The sequence below is a fragment of the Bordetella genomosp. 2 genome (genome assembly GCF_002261345.1).
Classification (GTDB): domain Bacteria; phylum Pseudomonadota; class Gammaproteobacteria; order Burkholderiales; family Burkholderiaceae_B; genus Bordetella_A.
The window spans coordinates 786,968-807,326 of the sequence record NZ_NEVT01000003.1 but is presented as its reverse complement, the minus strand read 5'-3'; the positions used below and the strand labels follow the sequence as shown (position 1 = coordinate 807,326).

Here is a 20,359-nt window from a genome sequence, read left to right as displayed (position 1 = left end):
GCGGGTTCCCGGCGCCAGCAGGCGCTAGTAATTGGCCCTCAGGTCCATGCCCTGGTAGAGCGCCGCCACCTGCTCGGCGTAACCGTTGAACATCAGCGTCTTGCGCTTGGGCGTGAACAGGCCGTCCTCGCCGATGCGCCGCTCGGTGGCCTGGCTCCAGCGCGGGTGCGGGACGTCCGGATTCACGTTGGCATAGAAACCGTATTCCCGCGCCGCCGCCTGCATCCAGGAGCTGGTGGGCTGGCGCTCGACCAGGCGGATGCGCACCAGCGACTTGGCCGACTTGAAGCCGTATTTCCAGGGCACCGCCAGACGCAGCGGCGCGCCATTCTGGTTGGGCAGCACCTTGCCATACAGGCCGAAGACCAGCAGCGCCAGCGGATGCATGGCCTCGTCGAGCCGCAACCCCTCGACATAGGGCCATTCGAGCACCGGATAGCGCAGGCCAGGCATGTTGTCGCGCTGCATGACGGTGGTGAACTCGACATACTTGGCGTTGCCGGTGGGCTCCACCTGCTTGAGCAGCGCCGCCAGCGGATAGCCCACCCAGGGGATCACCATGGACCAGCCCTCGACGCAGCGCAGGCGGTAGACGCGCTCTTCGAGCGGCGCCAGCTTGAGCAGTTCGTCGATGTCGAATGTCCGCGGGCGCAGCACTTCGCCCTCGACGCTGACCGTCCAGGGGCGGGTCTGCAGCCGGGCGGCGTACTGGGCGGGGTCGCCCTTGTCGATGCCGAACTCGTAGTAGTTGTTGTAGGTGGTGACGTCCTTGAACGACGTCTGCTTGTCCATGACCGTGAACTGCGGGCTGGGCTGCCCGGGCAGCGCGGCTGCGCCGGGCTCCTGGGCGGCCGCCTGGCGCATGGCCCAGCCGGGCAGGCCGGCGGCCGCGGCAGCCAGTCCGGCGCGCGCCAGCCAGGCGCGGCGCGACTGCCAGACCGCTTCCGGCGTGATTTCGGATGGGAGCGGCTCGTGGCCGGATTTGCGTATCGACATGACGGTCTCCTGGTGCTGGGCGCAGCGAGTCCTGTTACAGACGAACGCGAGGCCGTTCTATTCCATGGCCGCGGCGCGCCGGCTCAGGCGCCCGCGCGCGGCAGCAGCCATTCGCGCAGCGCCGCCACGCTGTCGACCACCGCCTGCGGCCCGCAACCCTGGAGTTCCTGGGGGCTGTGCGCGCCATAGGCCACGCCCAGCCCGTGGACGCCCGCATTGGCGGCCATTTGCAGGTCGTGCGAGGTGTCGCCCACCATGACCACGCGTTCCGGTTCGACCCCCAGTTCGTCCATGAGTTCGTGCAGCATGGCCGGATGCGGCTTGCTGAAGGTCTCGTCAGCGGTGCGGGTGGCATCGAAGACGCCGCCCAGCCCGGTGGCGGCCAGCACGCGGTTCAGCCCCACGCGGCTCTTGCCGGTGGCGACCGCCAGGCGCACCTGGCGGTCCGCCAGCGCGCCGAGCAGGGGCTCGATGCCGTCGAACAGCTTCAGATCGGGGTCGCGCAGCAGATAATGGGTGCGGTAGCGCTCCAGGAAGCGCGGCACCATGGCCTGGGTCAGTTCGGGGACGGCGCGGCGCAGCGCGCTCTCGAGCGACAGGCCGATCACCCAGCTGGCGGCCGAGGCGGTCGGCACGGGCAGGTCCAGGTCGCGGCAGGCGCCCTGGATGGCGGCCACGATGCCGTTGGTGGAATCCATCAAGGTGCCGTCCCAATCGAACACGACCAGCGAATAGGGCATATTCAAGCGCTCTCCAGTTGCTGCAGCAGTTTCCGGCAGGCGGCGGGCAGTTCCGCCGTCAGCCGCAGGGTTTCTCCGGTGAGCGGATGCGGCAGGGTCAGCTGGTGCGCATGCAGGAACATGCGCCCGAACCCCTGGCGCGCGAAACGCGCCCGGACTTCATCCGTCCCGTATTTATCGTCGCCGACGATGGGGAAGCCGCTGGCCGCCAGGTGAACCCGGATCTGGTGCGTGCGCCCTGTGCGCAATTCGGCATCCACCAGACTGTACCCCCCATAGCGTTGCCGCAGGGTGACGATGGTATGCGCGGCCTGCCCTGCCGGGTCGGGCCGCACGCGCCGCTCGCCCGACTGGGTGGTCCATTTGGTGAGCGCCAGGCGGATGTGCTGGCGGTCGTTGACCCAGTCGCCCTCGACCAGGGCCAGGTAGTGCTTGTCGCCCTTGCCTTCGCGCAGCATGGCGTGCAGCGCCAGCAGCGCGCTGCGTTTCTTGGCCACCATCAGCAGTCCGGAGGTCTCGCGGTCGAGCCGATGGACCAGTTCCAGGAAGCGCGCCTGCGGCCGGGCCGCCCGCAGCTGCTCGATGACGCCGAACGACACGCCGCTGCCGCCGTGCACCGCCACCCCGGCCGGCTTGTCGATCACCAGCAGCGCGTCGTCTTCGTAGACGACCGGGAACTCGGCGCCGGGCACCGGACGGGCCTCGCCGGGCGCCGGCAGCCGCAGGGGCGGCACGCGGATAAGATCGCCCGCCGCCACGCGGTAGTCGGCCTGGATGCGTCCCTTGTTTACCCGCACCTGGCCGGCCCGGATCGCCTTGTAGATATGGCTCTTGGGCACGCCCTTGCACAGGCGCATGAGGAAATTGTCGATGCGCTGGCCTTCGTGCTCGGCCCCCACCTCGACCATGCGGACCGCGGGCGAGCTGGCGGGAGAGGAAGTTTCTTTGCGCATTGCGGAAAGCGACATATAATCGGGACAGCCTTAAGGGGCTGAACAAGCCGCCTGGCGTAGAGATGCATTTGTGCGCGTCTCCGTCGAGCGCGCGGGCCGCCATTGTACTGCCTGCTCATTCAGCTCCGGGGCCTCTCGGTCGCCGGCGCAACCGCGCCCTGCCGGATGGTGGTGTGGCACGCTTTGCCCGCCGTCCGCAGGTCCGTTGCCTGCCGCAAGCGGCTCTGAAGCACTGCAAGAATCGTCGCGTAATTAAAGCACCAGGTGCGTGCTGGCAGATCCCCGCCGCACCTGCCGTTCACAGCAACCCTTCCGTCAACCACACTTAGTGAACCTGACCCCCCTGCTGACAGAACCGCGTGCCGTACGGCACGACGTGCCCGCCTGACCCGCGGCGGCCATGCCTGGGCGCTGCCCGGCAACCGGCCGCATCTCTTGCCTGCTTCAGTCCGCAGCCCGAGTGGCCCGAGGTCACGCGCCGATATCGGCGCGTCATGACAACGGAGAACCCCACTCATGAAGCGCATGCTGTTCAATGCAACGCACCAGGAAGAACTGCGCGTTGCCATCGTCGATGGGCAGAAGCTCATCGATCTCGACATCGAAACCGCCGGCCGCGAACAGCGCAAAGGCAATATCTACAAAGGTGTCATCACCCGCATCGAACCCGGCCTGGAGGCCTGCTTCGTCAACTACGGCGAAGACCGCCACGGTTTCCTGCCGTTCAAGGAAGTGGCCCGCAGCTACTTCAAGGAAGGCGTCGACGTCCGCACCGCCCGCATCCAGGATGCCCTGCGCGAAGGCCAGGAACTGATCGTCCAGGTCGAAAAGGAAGAGCGCGGCAACAAGGGCGCCGCCCTGACCACCTTCGTTTCGCTGGCCGGCCGCTACCTGGTGCTGATGCCCAACAACCCCCGCGGCGGCGGCGTCTCGCGCCGCGTCGAGGGCGAGGACCGCCAGGAACTGCGCGACACGATGGAGCAGCTGGAAGTCCCGCAGGGCATGAGCATCATCGCCCGCACCGCCGGCATCGGCCGCAACGTCGAAGAGCTGCAATGGGACCTGTCCTACCTGCTGCAACTCTGGACCGCCATCGACGGCGCCGCCCGCGACAACGCCGCGCCAATCCTCATCTACCTGGAATCCAGCCTGGTCATCCGGGCCATCCGCGACTACTTCTCCCCCGAAATCGGCGAGATCCTCATCGATACCGACGAGATCGCCGACCAGGCCACCGCGTTCATGAGCGTGGTGATGCCCGACAACGTCCAGCGCGTCAAGCGCTACCGCGACGACATCCCCCTCTTCTCGCGCTTCCAGATCGAACACCAGATCGAGACCGCCTATTCGCGCACCGTGCAGCTGCCCTCGGGCGGCGCCGTGGTCATCGACCACACGGAAGCCCTGGTGGCGGTCGACGTGAACTCCGCACGCTCGACGCGCGGCTCCGACATCGAGGAAACCGCCCTGCGCACCAACCTGGAAGCGGCCGATGAAGTGGCCCGCCAGCTGCGCCTGCGCGACCTGGGCGGCCTGATCGTGATCGATTTCATCGACATGGAAGACGGCAAGAACCAGCGCGCCGTCGAACAGCGCCTGCGCGACGCCCTGCATTTCGACCGCGCCCGCGTGCAGATGGGCAAGATCTCGCGCTTCGGCCTGATGGAACTGTCGCGCCAGCGCCTGCGGCCGGCCCTGAACGAAGGCTCGCACATCACCTGCCCGCGCTGCAACGGCACCGGCGTGATCCGCGACGCCGAATCCAGCGCGCTGCACGTGCTGCGCCTGCTGCAGGAAGAAGCCATGAAGGAGAACACCGCGGCGGTGCACGCCCAGGTGCCGGTCGACGTGGCCACCTTCCTGCTCAACGAAAAGCGCTCCGATATCGCCAAGATGGAGGCCCGCCTGAAGGTGAACCTGGTGCTGATCCCCAACAAGCACCTGGAAACCCCGCACCACCACATCGAGCGCCTGCGCCACGACGACCCGCGCCTCGAGGAAGTGAAGACCAGCTTCGAACTGGCCGAGGCCCCCTCGACCGACATGGCCTGGGCGCCGCGCGACCAGGAAGTCAAGGCGCGCCCCGAGGCCCTGGTCAAGGGCATCACGCCTTCGCAGCCGGCGCCCGTGTCGACGCCGGCGCCGGCCGCGGCCGCCCCGGCGCCCGCGCCCGCCGAAGGCGGCTTCGGCGGCCTGTTCAAGCGCCTGGTCGGCTGGCTGAGCGGCAGCGCCGAACCCGCCGCCCCGGAAGCGCCCAAGGAAGAAGCCAAGCGCGCCGGCGCCGCGCGCGGCAAGCGCGCCCATGATGGCCAGGACCGCCGTGGCGAGCGCCACGGCTCGGACCGCGGCCGCCATCGCCGCGGCGAACCGCGCAGCGAGGCTGGCGAACCGGCCGAAGGCGCCGCCCGCCACCATGTGCGCGGCAACCGCCGCTCCGAGGAACGCGCCGAGCGCCCGGCCCGTGGCGAGCGGGAAGCCGCCCGCCCCGAACGCGCCCTGGCGCCCGAGGCCGCCGAGGAAACCTCCGGCGGCCGCGGCAATCGCGGCCGCCGCGGCCGCGGCCGCAACCGGCGCGAGGAAACCCAGCAGGACGCGCCGATGAGCGAGCAGGAGAGCATGGTCGCCGCCCTGGCGGAAACCGTGGCCACCGCCCTGCCCGCCGCCCAAGGGCCGGCCATTGCCGCCGCCCTGACGGAACGGGCCGAGGCCGAGGCTGACGCGGCCCCCGGCGCGGAAACCCCCGCCAGCGAGCAGGAAACCGCCGAAGGCGCTGCCGATCCGGAACGCAAGCGCCGCCGCCGTCGCAGCCGCCGCGGCCGCCGTGGCCAGGATGAACTGGCCGCGACCGGCGCCGACGGCCAGGCCGAGGACGCCCAGGAAGCCGATGCCGCCACCGGCGAGCCGGCAGCGACTGAAGCCGCCGCAGCCACGCCGTCGCCCCTGCAGGCCCCGGCCGCCGACCTGGCCGACATCTCCAATGCCGCGGCCATCGCGCAAGGCACGCCCGAGATCGCCGTGCCGGCCCCCGCCCCCGTCGCTCCCGCGGCGGCCAGCGTCCCGGCCGCCGCCGAGCCAGCGCCCGCCACGCCGGCGGCCCCGGCCGGGCAAGCCCCGTCCGCCGCCCCGGCGGAAGCCGCCGCTCCGGTGGAGGCCCCGGAAACCGCCAGCGCGCAGGCGCCGGCGGCAGCCGAGCCGGTATCGCAGCCTGAACCGTCCGACGTAGCGGCGCCTGCCGAGACGCCGGTCCCGGTGGAAGCGGCCGAGCCGCCCGTCCAGCCGGCCGAGCCGGCGGTCGCCACCCAGCCGGCCCCCGCGGCGGCGCAGCCCATCGTGGTGCCCGCAGCCGCCCCGGCCCCGGCCGTCTCCAGCCAGGTCCTGCACGAGGTGGTCAGCGCCGCCGGCCTGCAATGGGTCGAGACCGACCCCGAGCGCCACGCGCAGACGCAGCAGCGCATCGCCGCCAGCTACGCGCCGGCGCGCCTGGGCCGCGAGCGCAAGCCGGTGCCCCCGGTCTCGAACGAGCCGCTGGTGCAGGTGGAAACGCAGCGCCACTGATCTGGCCGGGCCGAGCGCGCCCGCCATCGGAACACAACGCCGGCATTGCTGCCGGCGTTGTTTTTGGGCAAGGTAGCGCCATGACATCAATGGCGGAGCAACCATGACTGAGCGACTGGCGCCGGAAGAGCGCGCGGCGTACCGGCACTTCACGCCCATCGCCACGCGCTGGATGGACAACGACGTCTACGGCCACGTGAACAACGTGGTCTACTACTCGTGGTTCGACACTGCGGTCAACGGCATGCTGATCGCCGAAGGCATCGCCGGCGCGGACTCGCCCACGGCCATCGGCCTGGTGGTCGGCAGCCAGTGCCAGTATTTCGAGCCGGTGTCGTTCCCCACGCCGGTCGAGATCGGCCTGCGGGTGGCCAGGCTGGGCACCAGCAGCGTCACCTACCGCCTGGGCGTCTTCAGCGCGGGCCGCCAGGCTTGCCATGCCACCGGCCTGTTCACCCACGTGTACGTGGATCCGCAATCGCGCCGCCCGGTGCCGGTGCCGGACCGCCATCGGCAGCGGCTGGCCGGCTATCTCGTGCCCGGCGCATAGCGGCGGCACGCCTTCCCCGGGGCGATTTCCCCGGGCAATAAAAAAGGCCGGGTGAATACCCGGCCTCTCCTGGCATGCGCGATGCCTCAGAACTGGTACGTGTAGGTGAGTTGCAACACGTCCAGGCCCGGATTCGGGCGCTTGATGCTGGCGTTCGAGAAATGCGAATACCGCAGGCCGAGCCGGTTGTGCGGGGTGACCATGAAGCCCATGCCGAGGTGGTCGCCGAACTGGAACGCGGTGCTGATGTTCTCGTCGGCGAAGCGGGTGCTCGTGAAGGCCGTGGCGCCAATGCCGGCCTCGACGTAGAAGCGCTCGGTCATCCACCAGCGGAACATCGGGATGGCATTGAATTGCCACACGCTGCTGGGCGAACGCGAACCGCTGGCCCACCAGTAGGCAGCGCCGAATTCGCCGGTGAGATCCAGGCGCCCCCAGTTGCCGCCGAATTCGTACAGATTCAGGCCCGGGGTTTCATAGACCAGCTCGGCGCGCTGATAGTGCTCGCCCACCCCGTAGTGCAGGCCGATGCCGCCCTGGGTGGATTGCTGGGCCTGGGCCGAGAACGCCAGGCTAGCCAACGAGACGGCGGCCAGGGCCGCCCGGATATTCTTCTTATTGAGACTCGACATGAATACTCCAGATCCTGTGTTTTGCACACCGGTAAACATAGCAGAAATTCAGCCGCGCCCCGCCCTCCCTGTATAAGCCAGGCAACAGTCCGGCCGGAAAATCAGACGTTGCGTGGAAGATACCGGGTGGATTCCTAGCCTATATGGAAATATCGCGCATCAGGCCGTCACGACGTCGGCCGGCTGGTCGGTCAGGAGCGCCAGCAGGCGGGCGATCTCTTCGCGCAGCTGGCGACGATCGACCACCATGTCGATGGCGCCCTTTTGCAGCAGGAACTCGGCGCGCTGGAAGCCTTCCGGCAGTTTCTCGCGCACGGTCTGCTCGATGACGCGCGGGCCGGCAAAGCCGATCAGGGCCTTGGGCTCGGCGATGACCACGTCGCCCATGAAGGCGAAGCTGGCCGACACCCCGCCCATGGTCGGGTCGGTCAGGACGCTGATGAACGGCAGGCCGGCCGCCGACAGGCGCGTCAGCATGGCGTTGGTCTTGGCCATCTGCATCAGGGACAGCAGGCTTTCCTGCATGCGCGCACCGCCGGAAGCGGCCACGCAGATGAACGGCGTTTTGTTGTCGAGGGCCACCTGGGCGCCGCGCGCGAAGCGCTCGCCCACCACCGAGCCCATCGAGCCGCCCATGAATTCGAACTCGAAACACGCCACCACCGCCGGCACGCCGCGAATGGAGCCGCTCATGACCACCAGCGCGTCGGTTTCGCCGGTCTGCTTCATGGCTTCCTGGACGCGCTCGGGATACTTGCGCGTGTCCTTGAATTTCAGCGAATCGACCGAGCGCGTGTTCTGGCCGATCTCGACCCGCCCTTCCACGTCGAGCAGCGAATCGAGGCGCGCACGCGAACCGATGCGCATGTGGTGGTCGCACTTGGGACACACATGCAGGTTGGCGGCCAGGTCTTCGCTGTAGAGCACCGACTCGCAGGACGGGCACTTGACCCACAGCCCTTCCGGCACGCGACGCGCGCCGCTGTCGCTGTTCTTGTTGATGCGGGGAGGCAGGAGTTTTTCGATCCAGCTCATTGTCGTTCTTCCGTTGGGAGTCCGCGCGCCATGGCCTCAGGCCGGCGAACGGTCTCGTTTGACTTGGTCGAGCGCCTGCCGGATGCCGGCCAGCCACTGGCTGGCGGCGGCGACGGCGGCGCCCGTTTGTTCGCCGGCGGGCGCGCTTGCAACCGCATGCTCGAGCGTTTCGATGAGTTTGCTGCCGATCACCACGGCGTCGGCGGCGCGCGCGATGCGCTGCGCGCTGGCGGCGTCGCGGATGCCGAAGCCCACGCCCACCGGCACGCCGACATGGCGGCGGATGAGCGCCACGCGGGCCGCGACTTCGTCGGTATCGAGGCTGCCGGCGCCCGTGACGCCCTTGAGCGACACGTAGTAGACATAGCCGCGCGCGATACGCGCAACGGCCTGGATGCGCGCCTCGGTGGTCGTGGGCGCCACCAGGAAGATCGGCGCGATGCCATGGGCTTCCAGGTGGCCGGCGAAGGCGTCGATTTCCTCGGGCGGATAATCGACCACCAGCACGCCGTCGACGCCGGCTGCCTGCGCCGCCTCGGCGAAGGCCTGCAGGCCCATGCGTTCGATGGGGTTGGCATAGCCCATCAGCACCACCGGGGTGGCGTCGTCGTCGCGGCGGAACTGCGCCACGAGCTCCAGCACGCGACGCAGGCCGACGCCCTGGGCGATGGCGCGCTCGGTGGCGCGCTGGATCACCGGCCCGTCGGCCATCGGGTCGGAAAACGGCACGCCCAGCTCGATGATGTCGGCGCCCGCCTGCTTCAAGGCGTGCATCAGCGGCACGGTGGCCTCGGGCGAAGGGTCGCCGGCGGCGATGTAGGGGATCAGCGCGGCCGCGCGGCCGGACTCGGCGACGCGGGCGAAGGCCGCTGCGATACGATCGGTTCGGGTGGTCATGGTGTCAGAACTGGATACCCGCGCGTTCGGCGACGGTGTGCATGTCTTTGTCGCCGCGGCCGGACAGGTTGACCAGGATGATGGTGTCCTGGGGCAGCGAGGGGGCCATCTTGACCGCGTGCGCGATGGCGTGCGAGGACTCCAGCGCCGGCATGATGCCTTCGATGCGGCAGCAGTCGTGGAACGCCGCCAAGGCTTCGGCGTCGGTGACGCCGACGTACTCGGCGCGGCCGCTGTCCTTGAGCCAGGCGTGCTCCGGGCCCACGCCGGGGTAGTCCAGCCCGGCCGAGACCGAGTGCGTCTCCTGGACCTGGCCGTCGGCATCCTGCATGACATAGGTGCGGTTGCCGTGCAGCACGCCCACCTGGCCGGCCGCCAGCGAGGCCGCGTGGCGGCCGGTGTCCAGCCCTTCGCCGGCCGCTTCCACGCCGATCAGGCGCACGTTCTCGTAGGGGATGTACGGGTGGAAGATGCCCATGGCGTTCGAGCCGCCGCCCACCGCCGCCACGACGTAGTCGGGCTGGCGGCCGGTTTCCTCGGGCATCTGGACCAGGCATTCGTTGCCGATGACGGTCTGGAAATCGCGCACCAGGCGCGGATAGGGATCCGGGCCGGCGACGGTGCCGATGATGTAGAAGGTGTTCTCGATATTGGTGACCCAGTCGCGCATGGCCTCGTTCAGGGCGTCCTTCAGCGTGCGCGAACCGGATTCGACCGGCACCACGGTGGCGCCCAGCAGCTTCATGCGGTAGACGTTCGACGCCTGGCGGCGGACATCCTCGCTGCCCATGTAGACGACGCATTCCATGCCGTAGCGCGCCGCCACCGTGGCGGTGGCCACGCCGTGCTGGCCGGCGCCGGTCTCGGCGATGACGCGCGGCTTGCCCATGCGGCGCGCCAGCAGGGCCTGGCCGATGCAATTGTTGACCTTGTGGGCGCCGGTATGGTTGAGGTCTTCGCGCTTGAACCAGATCTGCGCGCCGCCCAGCTCGCGCGACCAGCGGGCCGCGTGGTAGACCGGGCTGGGACGCCCGACGAAATGCTTGAGCTCGTAGTTGAAGGCCGCGATGAACTCGGGATCGACCCGGCAGCGATCGTAGGCCGCGCGCAGCTCGTCGAGCGCGTGCATCAGTGTTTCCGCCACGAATACGCCGCCGTAGGGGCCGAAATGCCCCTGGGCGTCGGGAAGGTCGTAAGATTTCACCAGTTTCTCCTGGGCTGCGGCTGGCACGGCGGCCGCGAAGCCCGCTTCGCAACCCGCCATTTTAACCGAGCAGCGACTGCCCCAGGCGGCGCAGGAATTTCTCGCAAGCCTCGAGCTGGTCCAGCGCGACGTACTCGTCGGGCTTGTGGGCCTGCTCGATATGCCCCGGCCCGCAAACCACGGTGGGCACGCCGATGCTCTGGAACAGGCCGGCCTCGGTGCCGTACGCCACCTTGCGGGTGGCGCGGTCGTCGGTCAGGGCGCGCACCAGCTGCGTGATGGCGGCGGCCTCGGAGGCATCCAGGCCCGGCGCGCGGGCGCCGCTGCGGATGTCGATGCGCGCGCCCTCGAATTCGGCCCGCATGGCCGGCAGCAGCGTCTCCTGCACATAGCGCTCGACCTCGGCCTGGATATCGTCGGCCGGCATGCCCGGCAGGTTGCGGAACTCGTACGAGAACTCGCACAGCTCGGGGATGGTATTGACGGCGATGCCGCCCTGGATCAGGTTGGTGGTCAGGGTGGAATACGGCACATCGTAGAACTCGTCGTACGGCCCCTTGGCCTTGAACGCGTCGGCCAGCTCGCGGATGCGGCAGATCAGGCGCGCCGCGTACTCGATGGCATTGCAGCCGCGCGGCGTCAGGGACGAATGCGCCGCCTTGCCGTGCACACAGCAGCGGAACAGGTTGATGCCCTTGTGGGCCACCACCACCTGCATGCCGGTGGGCTCGCCCACCACGCAGCCCTCGGGCCGGATGCCGCGCTCGCGCAGCTCGGCCAGCATCACGGGCGCGCCCACGCAGCCGACCTCCTCGTCATACGAGAAAGCCAGGTGGATCGGCTTCTTGCGCGGCATCGCCAGGTATTCGGGCACCAGCGCCAGGCTGGCCGCGATGAAGCCCTTCATGTCGCAGGTGCCGCGGCCGTAGAGGCGGCCATCGGCCTCGGACAGCACGAACGGGGCGGTCGACCAGGCCTGGCCGTCCACCGGCACCACATCGGTGTGCCCCGACAGCACGATGCCGCCCTGCTCGCCGCCGTCCGCGGCGGGCAGCGTGGCGAACAGGTTGGCCTTGGTCCGCTCGGCATTGTGGGCCAGCCAGGCCTGCACGCCCTGGCTCTTGAGCCGGTCCCGCACGGTTTCGATCAAGCCCAGGTTCGAGTTGCGGCTGGTGGTATCGATGCCGACCAGCGTTTCCAGCCAGGTGCGCGTATCCATGTGACGATTCTCGACGGAGTAAAACACCGAGTGTAGGACAAACGGCCGGCCGCGCGGCGGATCAGTGGCGGGTGGCGGAGGTGACGCCCGGGACCTCGGAAAGTGCGGCCAGCGCCTTGCCCAGCGACTCGCCGCCGCGCACCTCGACGGTGAAGATCATGTGGGCCAGCGACTGGCGGCTCTGGGTGTTGACGCCCACGACGTTCAGGCGCTGGCGCGCGAACACTTCGGACAGGTCGCGCAGCAGACCCGAGCGGTCGTGTGCGCGCACGCTGATATCGACCGGGTAGAAGGTCTCGGACGTCTCGCCCCAGGCCACCTCGATCACCCGTTCGGGCTCGCGGGCGGCCAGCGCCTGGTAGCTGTGGCAACCGGTGCGGTGGATCGACACGCCGCGCCCGCGCGTCACGAAGCCGGCGATCTGGTCGGGCGGGGCCGGCCGGCAGCAGCGCGCCAGCTGGGTCAAGAGCGAGCCGACGCCCACCACCAGCACCCCGCTCTTGCCGCTGCGCGCGGCGCTGTCGGCGCTGTGCGCATGGGCCAGGTCGGCCGCCTCGGGCTCCGCCTCGGGGGTCGGCTGCTGGAATACGGCGTCGATCTGGCGCAGGCTGAATTCTTCCTTGGCCGCCGCCACGTACAGGTCGTCGGCGCGCGCGAACCCCAGGCTCTGCGCCAGCTGCTCAAGGTTGACGGCGGTCTTGCCGAGACGCTGCAGCTCTTTTTCGACCAGCGCCTGGCCGGTGGTGATGCGCTGCTGCAGCTCGATGGCGTTGAACCACATGCGCACCTTGGCGCGCGCGCGCGGGCTGGCCAGGAAACCCAGTTGCGGATTGAGCCAGTCGCGCGACGGCCCGCCCGACTTGGCGGCGATGATCTCGACCGTCTGGCCGGTGCCCAGGCGGGTCTGCAGGGGCACCATTTGACCGTCGACGCGGGCGCCGCGGCAGCGATGGCCCAGGTCGGTATGCAGGTGATAGGCGAAATCGACCGGCGTCGCGCCGGCCGGCAGTTCGATGACGCGCGCCTGCGGCGTGAGGACGTAGACGCGTTCCTCGCGCGGCGCGCCGGCGGGCGCCGCCTTGGCGCCGCCGGCTTCCATGTCCGAATTCCAGGCCAGCAACTGGCGCATCCACGACAGTTGGCGGTCGTATTCGCTGGAGGCGGCCACCTGGCCGCCCTTGGCCCCCGCCTCTTTGTAGCGCCAGTGCGCGGCCATGCCGTATTCGGCGAACTGGTGCATGCCGCGCGTGCGGATCTGCACCTCGAACGGCCTGCCGTCGTCGTCGGCCACCACGGTATGCAGCGAGCGGTAGCCGTTGGGCTTGGGCCGCGAGATGTAGTCGTCGAACTCGTCCGGCATCGGGGTCCACATGTCGTGCACCATGCCCAGCGCGGTATAGCAGGCCCGCACGTCGTCGACGATGACCCGCAGCGCGCGCAGGTCGTACAGTTGCGAGAATTCCAGGCCCTTCAGGCGCATCTTGTTCCAGATGCTGTAGATATGCTTGGGCCGGCCGCTAACCTCGGCCTGGATGCCGGCCTTGGCCAGCGCCCCCTGCAGGCGTTCGATGGCGCCGGCGATGAAGGCCTCGCGCTCGGCGCGCTTTTCTTCGAGCAGGCGGGCGATTTCCTTGTAGCGCCCGGGTTCCAGGAAGCGGAACGCCAGGTCTTCCATTTCCCACTTGACCTGCCAGATGCCCAGCCGGTTGGCCAGCGGCGCATAGAGGTCGAGCGTTTCCCGGGCGAACGCCTGCGAGCACGGGGTCTTGGATTCGGCATGCCAGCGCAGCGTCTGCAGGCGCGAAGCGAGCCGCATCAGCACGATGCGCAGGTCGGCCGCCATGGCCAGCAGCATCTTGCGCTGCATTTCCTTCTGGTCGCCGCTGTCGGCTTCGCTGTCGCTGGCGCGGCGCGCCACCATGCCCAGGCGCAACAGGGCGCGCGCGCCCTGCACCAGGCGCGCGATCTCGGGCCCGAACTCGGCGGCCAGCGGATCGGTGCGCAGCGGCGGCGCGGGCGTGGCCAGGTCGGTCGGCAGGGCGGCCACCAGGGCGGCTATGCGGGTGGCGGCGTCGGTCTGCAGGCCCGCCAGGATGCGCACGGTGCCGGCCGCATGGTAGGCCGCCGGCTCGCCGGTGCCCATCTGCTGGCCGGCGAATTGCGGCACGGCCCAGGCCACCGCCCGCTCGATGCGCGCGGGAGCGTCGGCGTCGAGGCCCGCGCCCGCCGCCTGGCGCCAGGCGTCATCGAATGGCGAGAGCGCATCGGTATCGGGAATAACGGACATCGCGGAACGAAGCGGACCGGCAGGAGATCGAAATTTTCCTACACTCTACACTAAGCGCAAGCGCAAGCGCGGCGGAGCGCGCGGCGAGGCATGAACAAGGAACGCTGAGTTATGTTGCGATGGCTGAAGGGCCGGGGCGCCGCCGAATCGGCGGTGGCGCAGGTGCGGGCCCGCATTTCGCCCGGGCTGTGGCGCCAGGTGCTGGACACACACCCTTTCCTGGCGGCGCTCGAGGCCGCCGAGGCGGAACAGTTGCTGGCGCGCGCCGCCTGGCTGCTTGCCAGCAAGAACCTCAACGGCGCGCGCGGCCTCGAGCCGACGGATTTCATGCGGCTGTCGATCGCGGCCCAGGCCGCCCTGCCCATCCTCAACCTGCCGCCGGAGCTTTATGAAGGCTGGGACGAGATCATCGTCTATCCGGAAAGTTTTTCCATTCCCCGCGTGCGCCAGGACGAGGCCGGGGTGGTGCACGAATACGACGAGGCCGCCGCCGGCGAAGCCTGGGACGGCGGGCCCGTCATCCTGTCCTGGGCCGACGCGCTGCCGGCCGACGGCGCCTTCAACGTGGTCATCCACGAGTTCGCCCACAAGCTCGACCTGCTGTCGGGCCAGGCCGACGGCATGCCCGGCCTGGGCGCCCACCCGGACCTGCGGCCGCGCGACTGGAGGCGCGTGCTGGACGACAGCCTGGACCGCTTCGTTGCCGCGCTGGACGCCATCGAGGCGGCCATCCCGCCCGATGTGGATCCCGAAAGCGAAGCCGCCGACGCCTGGTACGCCCGCCTGCCCCTCGACCCCTATGCGGCGGCCGACGAGGCGGAGTTCTTCGCCGTCAGCTCGGAACACTTCTTCGTCGATCCCGCGCCGCTGGCCGAGGCCCTGCCGGAATGGTATGGCCTGCTGCGCGCTTACTACCGCCAGGACCCCCTGGCGCGCTTGACGCGGGCCGCCGGCGGCATGGCCCCGGATGGCCCGCGCTGAAACGGAAAAGAGCCGCATGAAAAGCTTGCTGATCGCCTGGCATTCGCGCACCGGCGCCGCCGAGCAGATGGCGCGCGCGCTGGCGCGCGGCGCGGCGCAGACCGCCCGGGAACTGGAGCAGGCCGCCGACCTGCGGGTCGAGCTGCGGCCGGCCCGGTCCGTCCAGGCGGCCGACCTGCTCGCCTGCGATGGCTATCTGTTCTGCGCGCCGGAAAACCTGGGCGGCCTGAGCGGCGAAATGAAGGAATTGTTCGACCGCTGCTACTACGGCGTGCTCGAGCGCATCGAGGGCCGCCCCTACGCCCTGGCGGTCAGCGCGGGCACCGACGGCGCGGGCGCGGTCCGGCAGGCCGAACGCATCTGCACCGGCTGGCGGCTGCGCGCCGTGGCCCCGGCCCTGATCGAACGCAGCGGCGCCCAGACGCCGGCCGAGATCCTGGCTCCCAAGACCGTATCGGCCGACGCCCTGGCGCGCTGCGAGGAACTTGGCGGCCTGCTGGCCGCCACCCTGCTGGCCGGCGTGGAATGAAGCCTAGAGCCTGCCTGTAAGCAGCATCACGATCAGCACGATGACCACGATGCCCAGCAGGCCGCTCGGGTAGTAACCCCAGCCGCGGCTGTAGGGCCAGCTCGGGAAAGCGCCGATCAACAACAGGATCAGGATGATCAGCAAAATGGTACCCATGGCGTGCTCCTTGTGATTGTCGGGGCGGCGGCCAGCGGCCGCCTGCCGGGCCGTCTGCAAGCCGCGTGCCTGGACGCGCCGGGCGACCGGGGCCGGCCGGCAAGGCGGCGGGACACCGGAACGCGGGGGAGGTGTCAGACACCCTTTGTGGCCGCGTCGGCATCAGGAAAGGTGTCAGACACCCCGCGGCGGCGGCGGCATGCCGCGGACATCCCGTCGGGTGTCTGACACCTGGGCACGCGGAGGGGTGTCTGGCACCTGGGCGCCTGGCCGACAGCTGGCCGGCCATGAAAAAGCCCCCGGAGGACCGGGGGCCTGGAGCATGCGGAGAGGCGTCGATCAGGCCACGGCGGCCGTCACCACGATCTCCACCTTGTAGTCCGGATTCGCCAGGCGGGCCTCGACGGTGGCGCGCGGCGGCGCATTGCCGGGGGCGACCCAGGCGTCCCAGGCCTGGTTCATGGCGTCGAACTCTTTCATGTTGGCCACGAAGATCTGGGCCATCAGGATCTTGCTCTTGTCGGTGCCGGCCTCGGCCAGCAGGCGGTCGATGGTGGCCAGGACCTGGGCGGTCTGGCCGGCCATGTCCAGCGAGGCGTCGTCGGGCACCTGGCCGGCCAGGTACGCCACGCCGTTGTACACGGCCATGTCGGACAGCCGTTTTTCCACATTGACGCGCTTGATGCTGCTCATGAAATATCCCCTGAGAGAACAGTTGGCAAAAAGAAAAGGAAACCGGGGCGCCGTCAGGCCGGCGGCAATTGGAAGACCTGGCGCAAATAGGCCAGATAGGCGGGATCGTCGCACATGGTCTTCTCGGGCGCGTCGGACACCTTGGCGACCGGCTGGCCGTTGCAGCGGACCATCTTCATCACGATCTGCAGCGGCTCGTGGCCCAGGTCGTTGGTCAGGTTGGTGCCGATGCCGAACGACACCTTGCAGCGGCCGGCGAACTGGCGGGCCAGCTCGATGGCGCGCGGAAATGTCAGCGAATCGGAGAACACCAGCGTCTTGGCGCGCGGGTCGACTCGATTCTTGCGGTAGTGCTCGAGCAGCCGTTCGCCCCATACGAAGGGATCGCCCGAGTCGTGGCGCGCGCCGTCGAACAGCTTGCAGAAATACATGTCGAAATCGCGCAGGAAGGCATCCATGCCGTAGACGTCGGACAGCGCGATGCCGAGGTCGCCGCGATATTCCTTGGCCCACACTTCCAGCGCGAAGACCTGGGAGTCGCGCAGGCGCGGTCCCAGCGCCTGGCAGGCCTGCAGGTACTCGTGGCCCATGGTGCCCAGCGGCAGCACGTTGTGCCGCATGGCCAGCAGCACATTGCTGGTGCCGGCGAAATGCGCGCCCATCTGGGCTTTCATGGTGGACACGATCTCTTCGTGCCACAGTTTGGAAAAACGCCGCCGCGTGCCGTATTCGGCCACGCGGAAATCGGCCAGCGCGGGATCGTCGAGCACCAGGTGCATCTTGGACTGCAGGCGCTGGCGCCCTTCTTCCCAGTCGGGATTCTTGCGGGTATTGCGGAAATAGACCTCGTTGACGATGGCCAGCACCGGGATCTCGAACAGGATCGTATGCAGCCACGGCCCTTTCACCGTGATGGCGATCTCGCCCGGCGCATCGCCTTCGCCGATGAAAATGCAGCGCTCGGGCAAGTGGAACAGCCCGAGGAAATCGACGAAATCACTTTTGATGAAGCGCAAATCGCCCAGGTACTGCAGTTCCTCTTCGGTGAAGCGCAACTGGCACAATTCGTGCACCTCGGCCCGGATCTCGTCCAGGTAGGGCCGCAGGTTCACGCCGGGCGTGCGGCACTTGTAGCGGTATTCGACCTGCGCAGCGGGAAAATGATGCAGCACCACCTGCATCATGCTGAACTTGTACAGATCGGTGTCGAGCAGCGAAGTAATTATCATGATGGCGCGGTTGGTTGCGCGGTTCGTTTCCTCACACCATAGCATAAGCAAACGCGGCTTCCCGGCCGGCCACGGCACTACCGGGGCCAGGGTTATGGCCGCCCCGCCCGCCCGCATTTGGGTAAAATCTTGCAAAGGCCAAAAAGCTGTTGCTCGTCTCCGGAGTCCTGAATGACCCACGTCGTTACCGAAAACTGTATCAAGTGCAAGTACACCGATTGCGTCGACGTGTGCCCCGTAGACTGTTTCCGTGAAGGCCCCAACTTCCTGGTGATCGACCCCGACGAGTGCATCGATTGCGCGGTCTGCATTCCCGAATGCCCGGCCAACGCCATCTACGCCGAAGAGGACGTCCCCCAGGACCAAGTCCAGTTCATCGCCCTGAACGCCGAATTGACGCCCGAATTCGCTCCCATCAGCCGCGCCAAGAAGCCGCTGCCCGATGCCGACGACTGGAACGGCGTGCAGGACAAGCTGCAGTACCTGGAAAAATAAGCTGGCCGCGCCGCGCGCCACGGCGCGCCCCGCCCCGAGCTAATGACCGAATCCAAATACACGCGCCAGACCGTCACCGATGTGCGGACCTGGGTTCCCGGCAAGCTGTTCTCGCTACGCGTGACCCGTGACCCGGCGTTCCAGTTCCAGGCCGGCCAGTTCGCCCGCGTGGGCCTGCCCGGCGCCGACGACCCGGACGGCCCGCCCACGCTGTGGCGCGCCTATTCCATGGTGTCCGCCCCGCACGAAGAAGGCCTCGAGTTCTATTCCATCGTGGTGCCCGAGGGCCTCTTCAGCCCGCGCATGGCCCGCCTGCAGCCGGGCGACGCGCTGTACGTCGAGAAAAACCCCTTCGGCTTCCTGACCATCGACCGCTTCGCCCAGGGCGGCGATTTGTGGCTGCTGGCCACCGGCACGGGCCTGTCGGCCTACCTGTCCATTCTGCGCGATCCCGCCACCTGGCAGGCCTTCCGGCGCATCATCCTGGTCCACGGCGTGCGCACGGCCCAGGAACTGGCGTACCGCGACGAGATCCTGCAATGGCACCGCCAGCCGGCCTACGCCCGGTATTTCCAGGAAGACCCGCGCAAGCTCGTCTACCTGCCCGTCGCCACGCGCGAGGCCCTGCCAGGCGCCCCGCAGGCGCGCCTGACCAGCCTCATCGCCGATGGCGGGCTCGAGCGCCTGGCCGGCGAGACCCTCGACCCGGAACGCTCCAAGATCATGCTGTGCGGCAACCCCGCCATGCTGGCCGACGCCCGCAAACTGCTGGCCGGCCGCGGATTCGCGCCCGGGCGGCGCGGCATCCCGGGCAACCTGGCGGTCGAAAATTACTGGTAACGCGGGCCTGCCGGCGCGTCGCGGTCGCATTTTCACAACAGAATTGGCCCGATTGGTACCGGTTCGCTAGACGAATTGGATATATCCTTACACGCGCCGGTAATAATCATTCCAGCTCCCAGAGGACTCTCGCCCCATGCTGTACCACTTGCATGAAATGCAGCGGGCCTTCCTGACGCCCTTCGCCGCATTCACCGACGCTGGTTCGCAGCTGTTTTCCAGCCCCTACAGCCCGCTGGCGTACACGCCGCTGTCGCGCCAGCTGGCGGCCGGTTGCGAGCTCATGCACCGGCTCGGCAAGGAATACCACAAGCCGCTCTGGAACCTGCCGTCCACGCGCATCGACGGCGAGGATGTGCGCGTCACCGAAACGGTGGCCCACGACCTGCCGTTCTGTCGGCTGCTGCATTTCCAGCGCGCCGCCCGGCGCGCCGACCCCCGCGTGCTGTTGGTGGCGCCGCTGTCGGGCCACCATGCGACCCTGCTGCGCGACACCGTGCGCGCGCTGCTGCCGGCGCACGACGTCTACGTCACCGACTGGGTCGATGCCCGCATGGTGCCGGCCTCGGCGGGCCCGTTCCACCTGAACGACTATGTCCGCTACATCCAGGACTTCCTGCGCCACCCGGGCCCCGACACGCATGTCATCTCGGTGTGCCAGCCCACCGTGCCGGTGCTGGCGGCGATCTCGCTGATGGCTTCGGCCGGCGATCCGGCGCGGCCGCGCAGCATGGTGATGATGGGCGGCCCCATCGACCCGCGCCAGTCGCCCACCCAGGTGAACCGCCTGGCCACCACCAAGCCCTACAGCTGGTTCGAGAAACAGCTCATCGACACGGTGCCGGCGCGCTACCCCGGCGCCGGCCGGCGCGTCTACCCGGGCTTCCTGCAGCATGCCGGCTTCGTCGCCATGAACCCCGACCGGCATCTGAAGTCCCACTACGATTTCTACCTGGACCTGCTGCGCGGCGATGACGGCGACGCGGCGGCGCACCGGCGCTTCTATGACGAGTACAACGCCGTGCTCGACATGCCGGCCGAGTTCTACCTGGACACCATCCGCATGGTCTTCCAGGAATTCCAGCTGCCCAACGGCACCTGGCAGGTCGATGGCGAGCCGGTGCGTCCGGCCGACATCAAGGACGTCGCGCTGCTGACCATCGAAGGCGAGCTCGACGACATCTCCGGACAGGGCCAGACCCGCGCCGCCATCGGGCTGTGCCGCGGCATCCCGACCGCCCGCAAGCGCCACTACACGGCGGCGGGCTGCGGTCATTACGGCATTTTCTCGGGCCGCCGCTGGCGCGAGATGATCTGTCCTAAAATCGCCGAATTCATCCGCCAGGCGTAGCGCCCGCGGGCCCCATG

At 68.8% G+C, this 20,359-nt stretch carries 19 protein-coding genes; 7 read left to right on the top strand and 12 right to left on the bottom strand.

Going from position 1 to position 20,359, the window contains the following annotated elements; translation table 11 throughout:
* Positions 1-24: 24 nt before the first annotated feature.
* The 3 genes from msrP to CAL24_RS05950 form a co-directional block, all read right to left on the bottom strand.
* Positions 25-996, bottom strand: a complete 972-nt coding sequence (gene msrP / locus CAL24_RS05960) for a protein-methionine-sulfoxide reductase catalytic subunit MsrP (RefSeq protein ID WP_094806022.1) — start codon at positions 994-996, stop codon at positions 25-27.
* Positions 997-1,079: 83 nt separating this feature from the next.
* A complete protein-coding gene (locus CAL24_RS05955) occupies positions 1,080-1,736 on the bottom strand; it encodes an HAD family hydrolase (protein WP_028356370.1) in 657 nt (218 codons plus the stop codon).
* Between the two features lie 2 nt (positions 1,737-1,738).
* Positions 1,739-2,704: an RluA family pseudouridine synthase gene (locus CAL24_RS05950; RefSeq protein ID WP_028356371.1), complete on the bottom strand. Its 966-nt coding sequence runs from the start codon at positions 2,702-2,704 to the stop codon at positions 1,739-1,741.
* A gap of 501 nt (positions 2,705-3,205) precedes the next feature.
* Here CAL24_RS05950 and CAL24_RS05945 point away from each other — a divergent pair.
* Positions 3,206-6,244, top strand: a complete 3,039-nt coding sequence (locus CAL24_RS05945; protein WP_094806020.1) for an Rne/Rng family ribonuclease — start codon at positions 3,206-3,208, stop codon at positions 6,242-6,244.
* Positions 6,245-6,347: 103 nt separating this feature from the next.
* Positions 6,348-6,794 (top strand): acyl-CoA thioesterase, encoded by a 447-nt coding sequence (locus CAL24_RS05940; RefSeq protein WP_028356373.1) that lies wholly within the window; start codon positions 6,348-6,350, stop codon positions 6,792-6,794.
* 86 nt (positions 6,795-6,880) lie between these two features.
* Here CAL24_RS05940 and CAL24_RS05935 read toward each other — a convergent pair whose 3' ends face one another.
* From CAL24_RS05935 to CAL24_RS05910, 6 genes are all read right to left on the bottom strand, one after another.
* Positions 6,881-7,426 (bottom strand): acyloxyacyl hydrolase, encoded by a 546-nt coding sequence (locus CAL24_RS05935; RefSeq protein WP_094806019.1) that lies wholly within the window; start codon positions 7,424-7,426, stop codon positions 6,881-6,883.
* Between the two features lie 159 nt (positions 7,427-7,585).
* Positions 7,586-8,461: an acetyl-CoA carboxylase, carboxyltransferase subunit beta gene (accD, locus tag CAL24_RS05930; protein WP_028356375.1), complete on the bottom strand. Its 876-nt coding sequence runs from the start codon at positions 8,459-8,461 to the stop codon at positions 7,586-7,588.
* 36 nt (positions 8,462-8,497) lie between these two features.
* Positions 8,498-9,358 carry a tryptophan synthase subunit alpha gene (trpA, locus tag CAL24_RS05925; RefSeq protein ID WP_094806017.1) on the bottom strand — a complete coding sequence of 287 codons (861 nt, stop codon included), beginning with the start codon at positions 9,356-9,358 and terminating at the stop codon, positions 8,498-8,500.
* Between the two features lie 4 nt (positions 9,359-9,362).
* Complete coding sequence (trpB, locus tag CAL24_RS05920) at positions 9,363-10,562, bottom strand: tryptophan synthase subunit beta (RefSeq protein ID WP_028356377.1); 1,200 nt, start codon at positions 10,560-10,562, stop codon at positions 9,363-9,365.
* Between the two features lie 61 nt (positions 10,563-10,623).
* On the bottom strand, positions 10,624-11,781 hold the full coding sequence (gene argE, locus CAL24_RS05915; RefSeq protein ID WP_094806016.1) for an acetylornithine deacetylase: 1,158 nt from the start codon (positions 11,779-11,781) through the stop codon (positions 10,624-10,626).
* Positions 11,782-11,842: 61 nt separating this feature from the next.
* Positions 11,843-14,068: a RelA/SpoT family protein gene (locus CAL24_RS05910; RefSeq protein WP_094806014.1), complete on the bottom strand. Its 2,226-nt coding sequence runs from the start codon at positions 14,066-14,068 to the stop codon at positions 11,843-11,845.
* A 111-nt stretch (positions 14,069-14,179) separates the two neighbouring features.
* Between CAL24_RS05910 and CAL24_RS05905 the strand changes: the two genes are divergently transcribed.
* Positions 14,180-15,049 carry a zinc-dependent peptidase gene (locus CAL24_RS05905; RefSeq protein ID WP_094806012.1) on the top strand — a complete coding sequence of 290 codons (870 nt, stop codon included), beginning with the start codon at positions 14,180-14,182 and terminating at the stop codon, positions 15,047-15,049.
* Between the two features lie 16 nt (positions 15,050-15,065).
* Positions 15,066-15,578, top strand: a complete 513-nt coding sequence (locus CAL24_RS05900; protein WP_094806010.1) for a flavodoxin family protein — start codon at positions 15,066-15,068, stop codon at positions 15,576-15,578.
* Positions 15,579-15,581: 3 nt separating this feature from the next.
* On the opposite strand, the gene CAL24_RS05895 is transcribed toward CAL24_RS05900, so the two are convergent.
* From CAL24_RS05895 to pncB, 3 genes are all read right to left on the bottom strand, one after another.
* Complete coding sequence (locus tag CAL24_RS05895) at positions 15,582-15,734, bottom strand: DUF3309 domain-containing protein (protein ID WP_012248655.1); 153 nt, start codon at positions 15,732-15,734, stop codon at positions 15,582-15,584.
* 339 nt (positions 15,735-16,073) lie between these two features.
* Positions 16,074-16,427, bottom strand: a complete 354-nt coding sequence (locus CAL24_RS05890; RefSeq protein ID WP_028356382.1) for a RidA family protein — start codon at positions 16,425-16,427, stop codon at positions 16,074-16,076.
* 53 nt (positions 16,428-16,480) lie between these two features.
* Positions 16,481-17,656 (bottom strand): nicotinate phosphoribosyltransferase, encoded by a 1,176-nt coding sequence (gene pncB / locus CAL24_RS05885; RefSeq protein ID WP_028356383.1) that lies wholly within the window; start codon positions 17,654-17,656, stop codon positions 16,481-16,483.
* A 171-nt stretch (positions 17,657-17,827) separates the two neighbouring features.
* Here pncB and fdxA point away from each other — a divergent pair, with 171 nt between their 5' ends.
* The 3 genes from fdxA (at position 17,828) to CAL24_RS05870 (ending at position 20,342) form a co-directional block, all read left to right on the top strand.
* Complete coding sequence (fdxA, locus tag CAL24_RS05880) at positions 17,828-18,151, top strand: ferredoxin FdxA (RefSeq protein ID WP_028356384.1); 324 nt, start codon at positions 17,828-17,830, stop codon at positions 18,149-18,151.
* A gap of 42 nt (positions 18,152-18,193) precedes the next feature.
* Positions 18,194-18,991, top strand: coding sequence for a ferredoxin--NADP reductase (locus CAL24_RS05875; RefSeq protein WP_094806008.1), 798 nt, complete (start codon positions 18,194-18,196; stop codon positions 18,989-18,991).
* Positions 18,992-19,127: 136 nt separating this feature from the next.
* Positions 19,128-20,342: a polyhydroxyalkanoate depolymerase gene (locus tag CAL24_RS05870; protein WP_094806006.1), complete on the top strand. Its 1,215-nt coding sequence runs from the start codon at positions 19,128-19,130 to the stop codon at positions 20,340-20,342.
* Positions 20,343-20,359 lie beyond the last annotated feature (17 nt).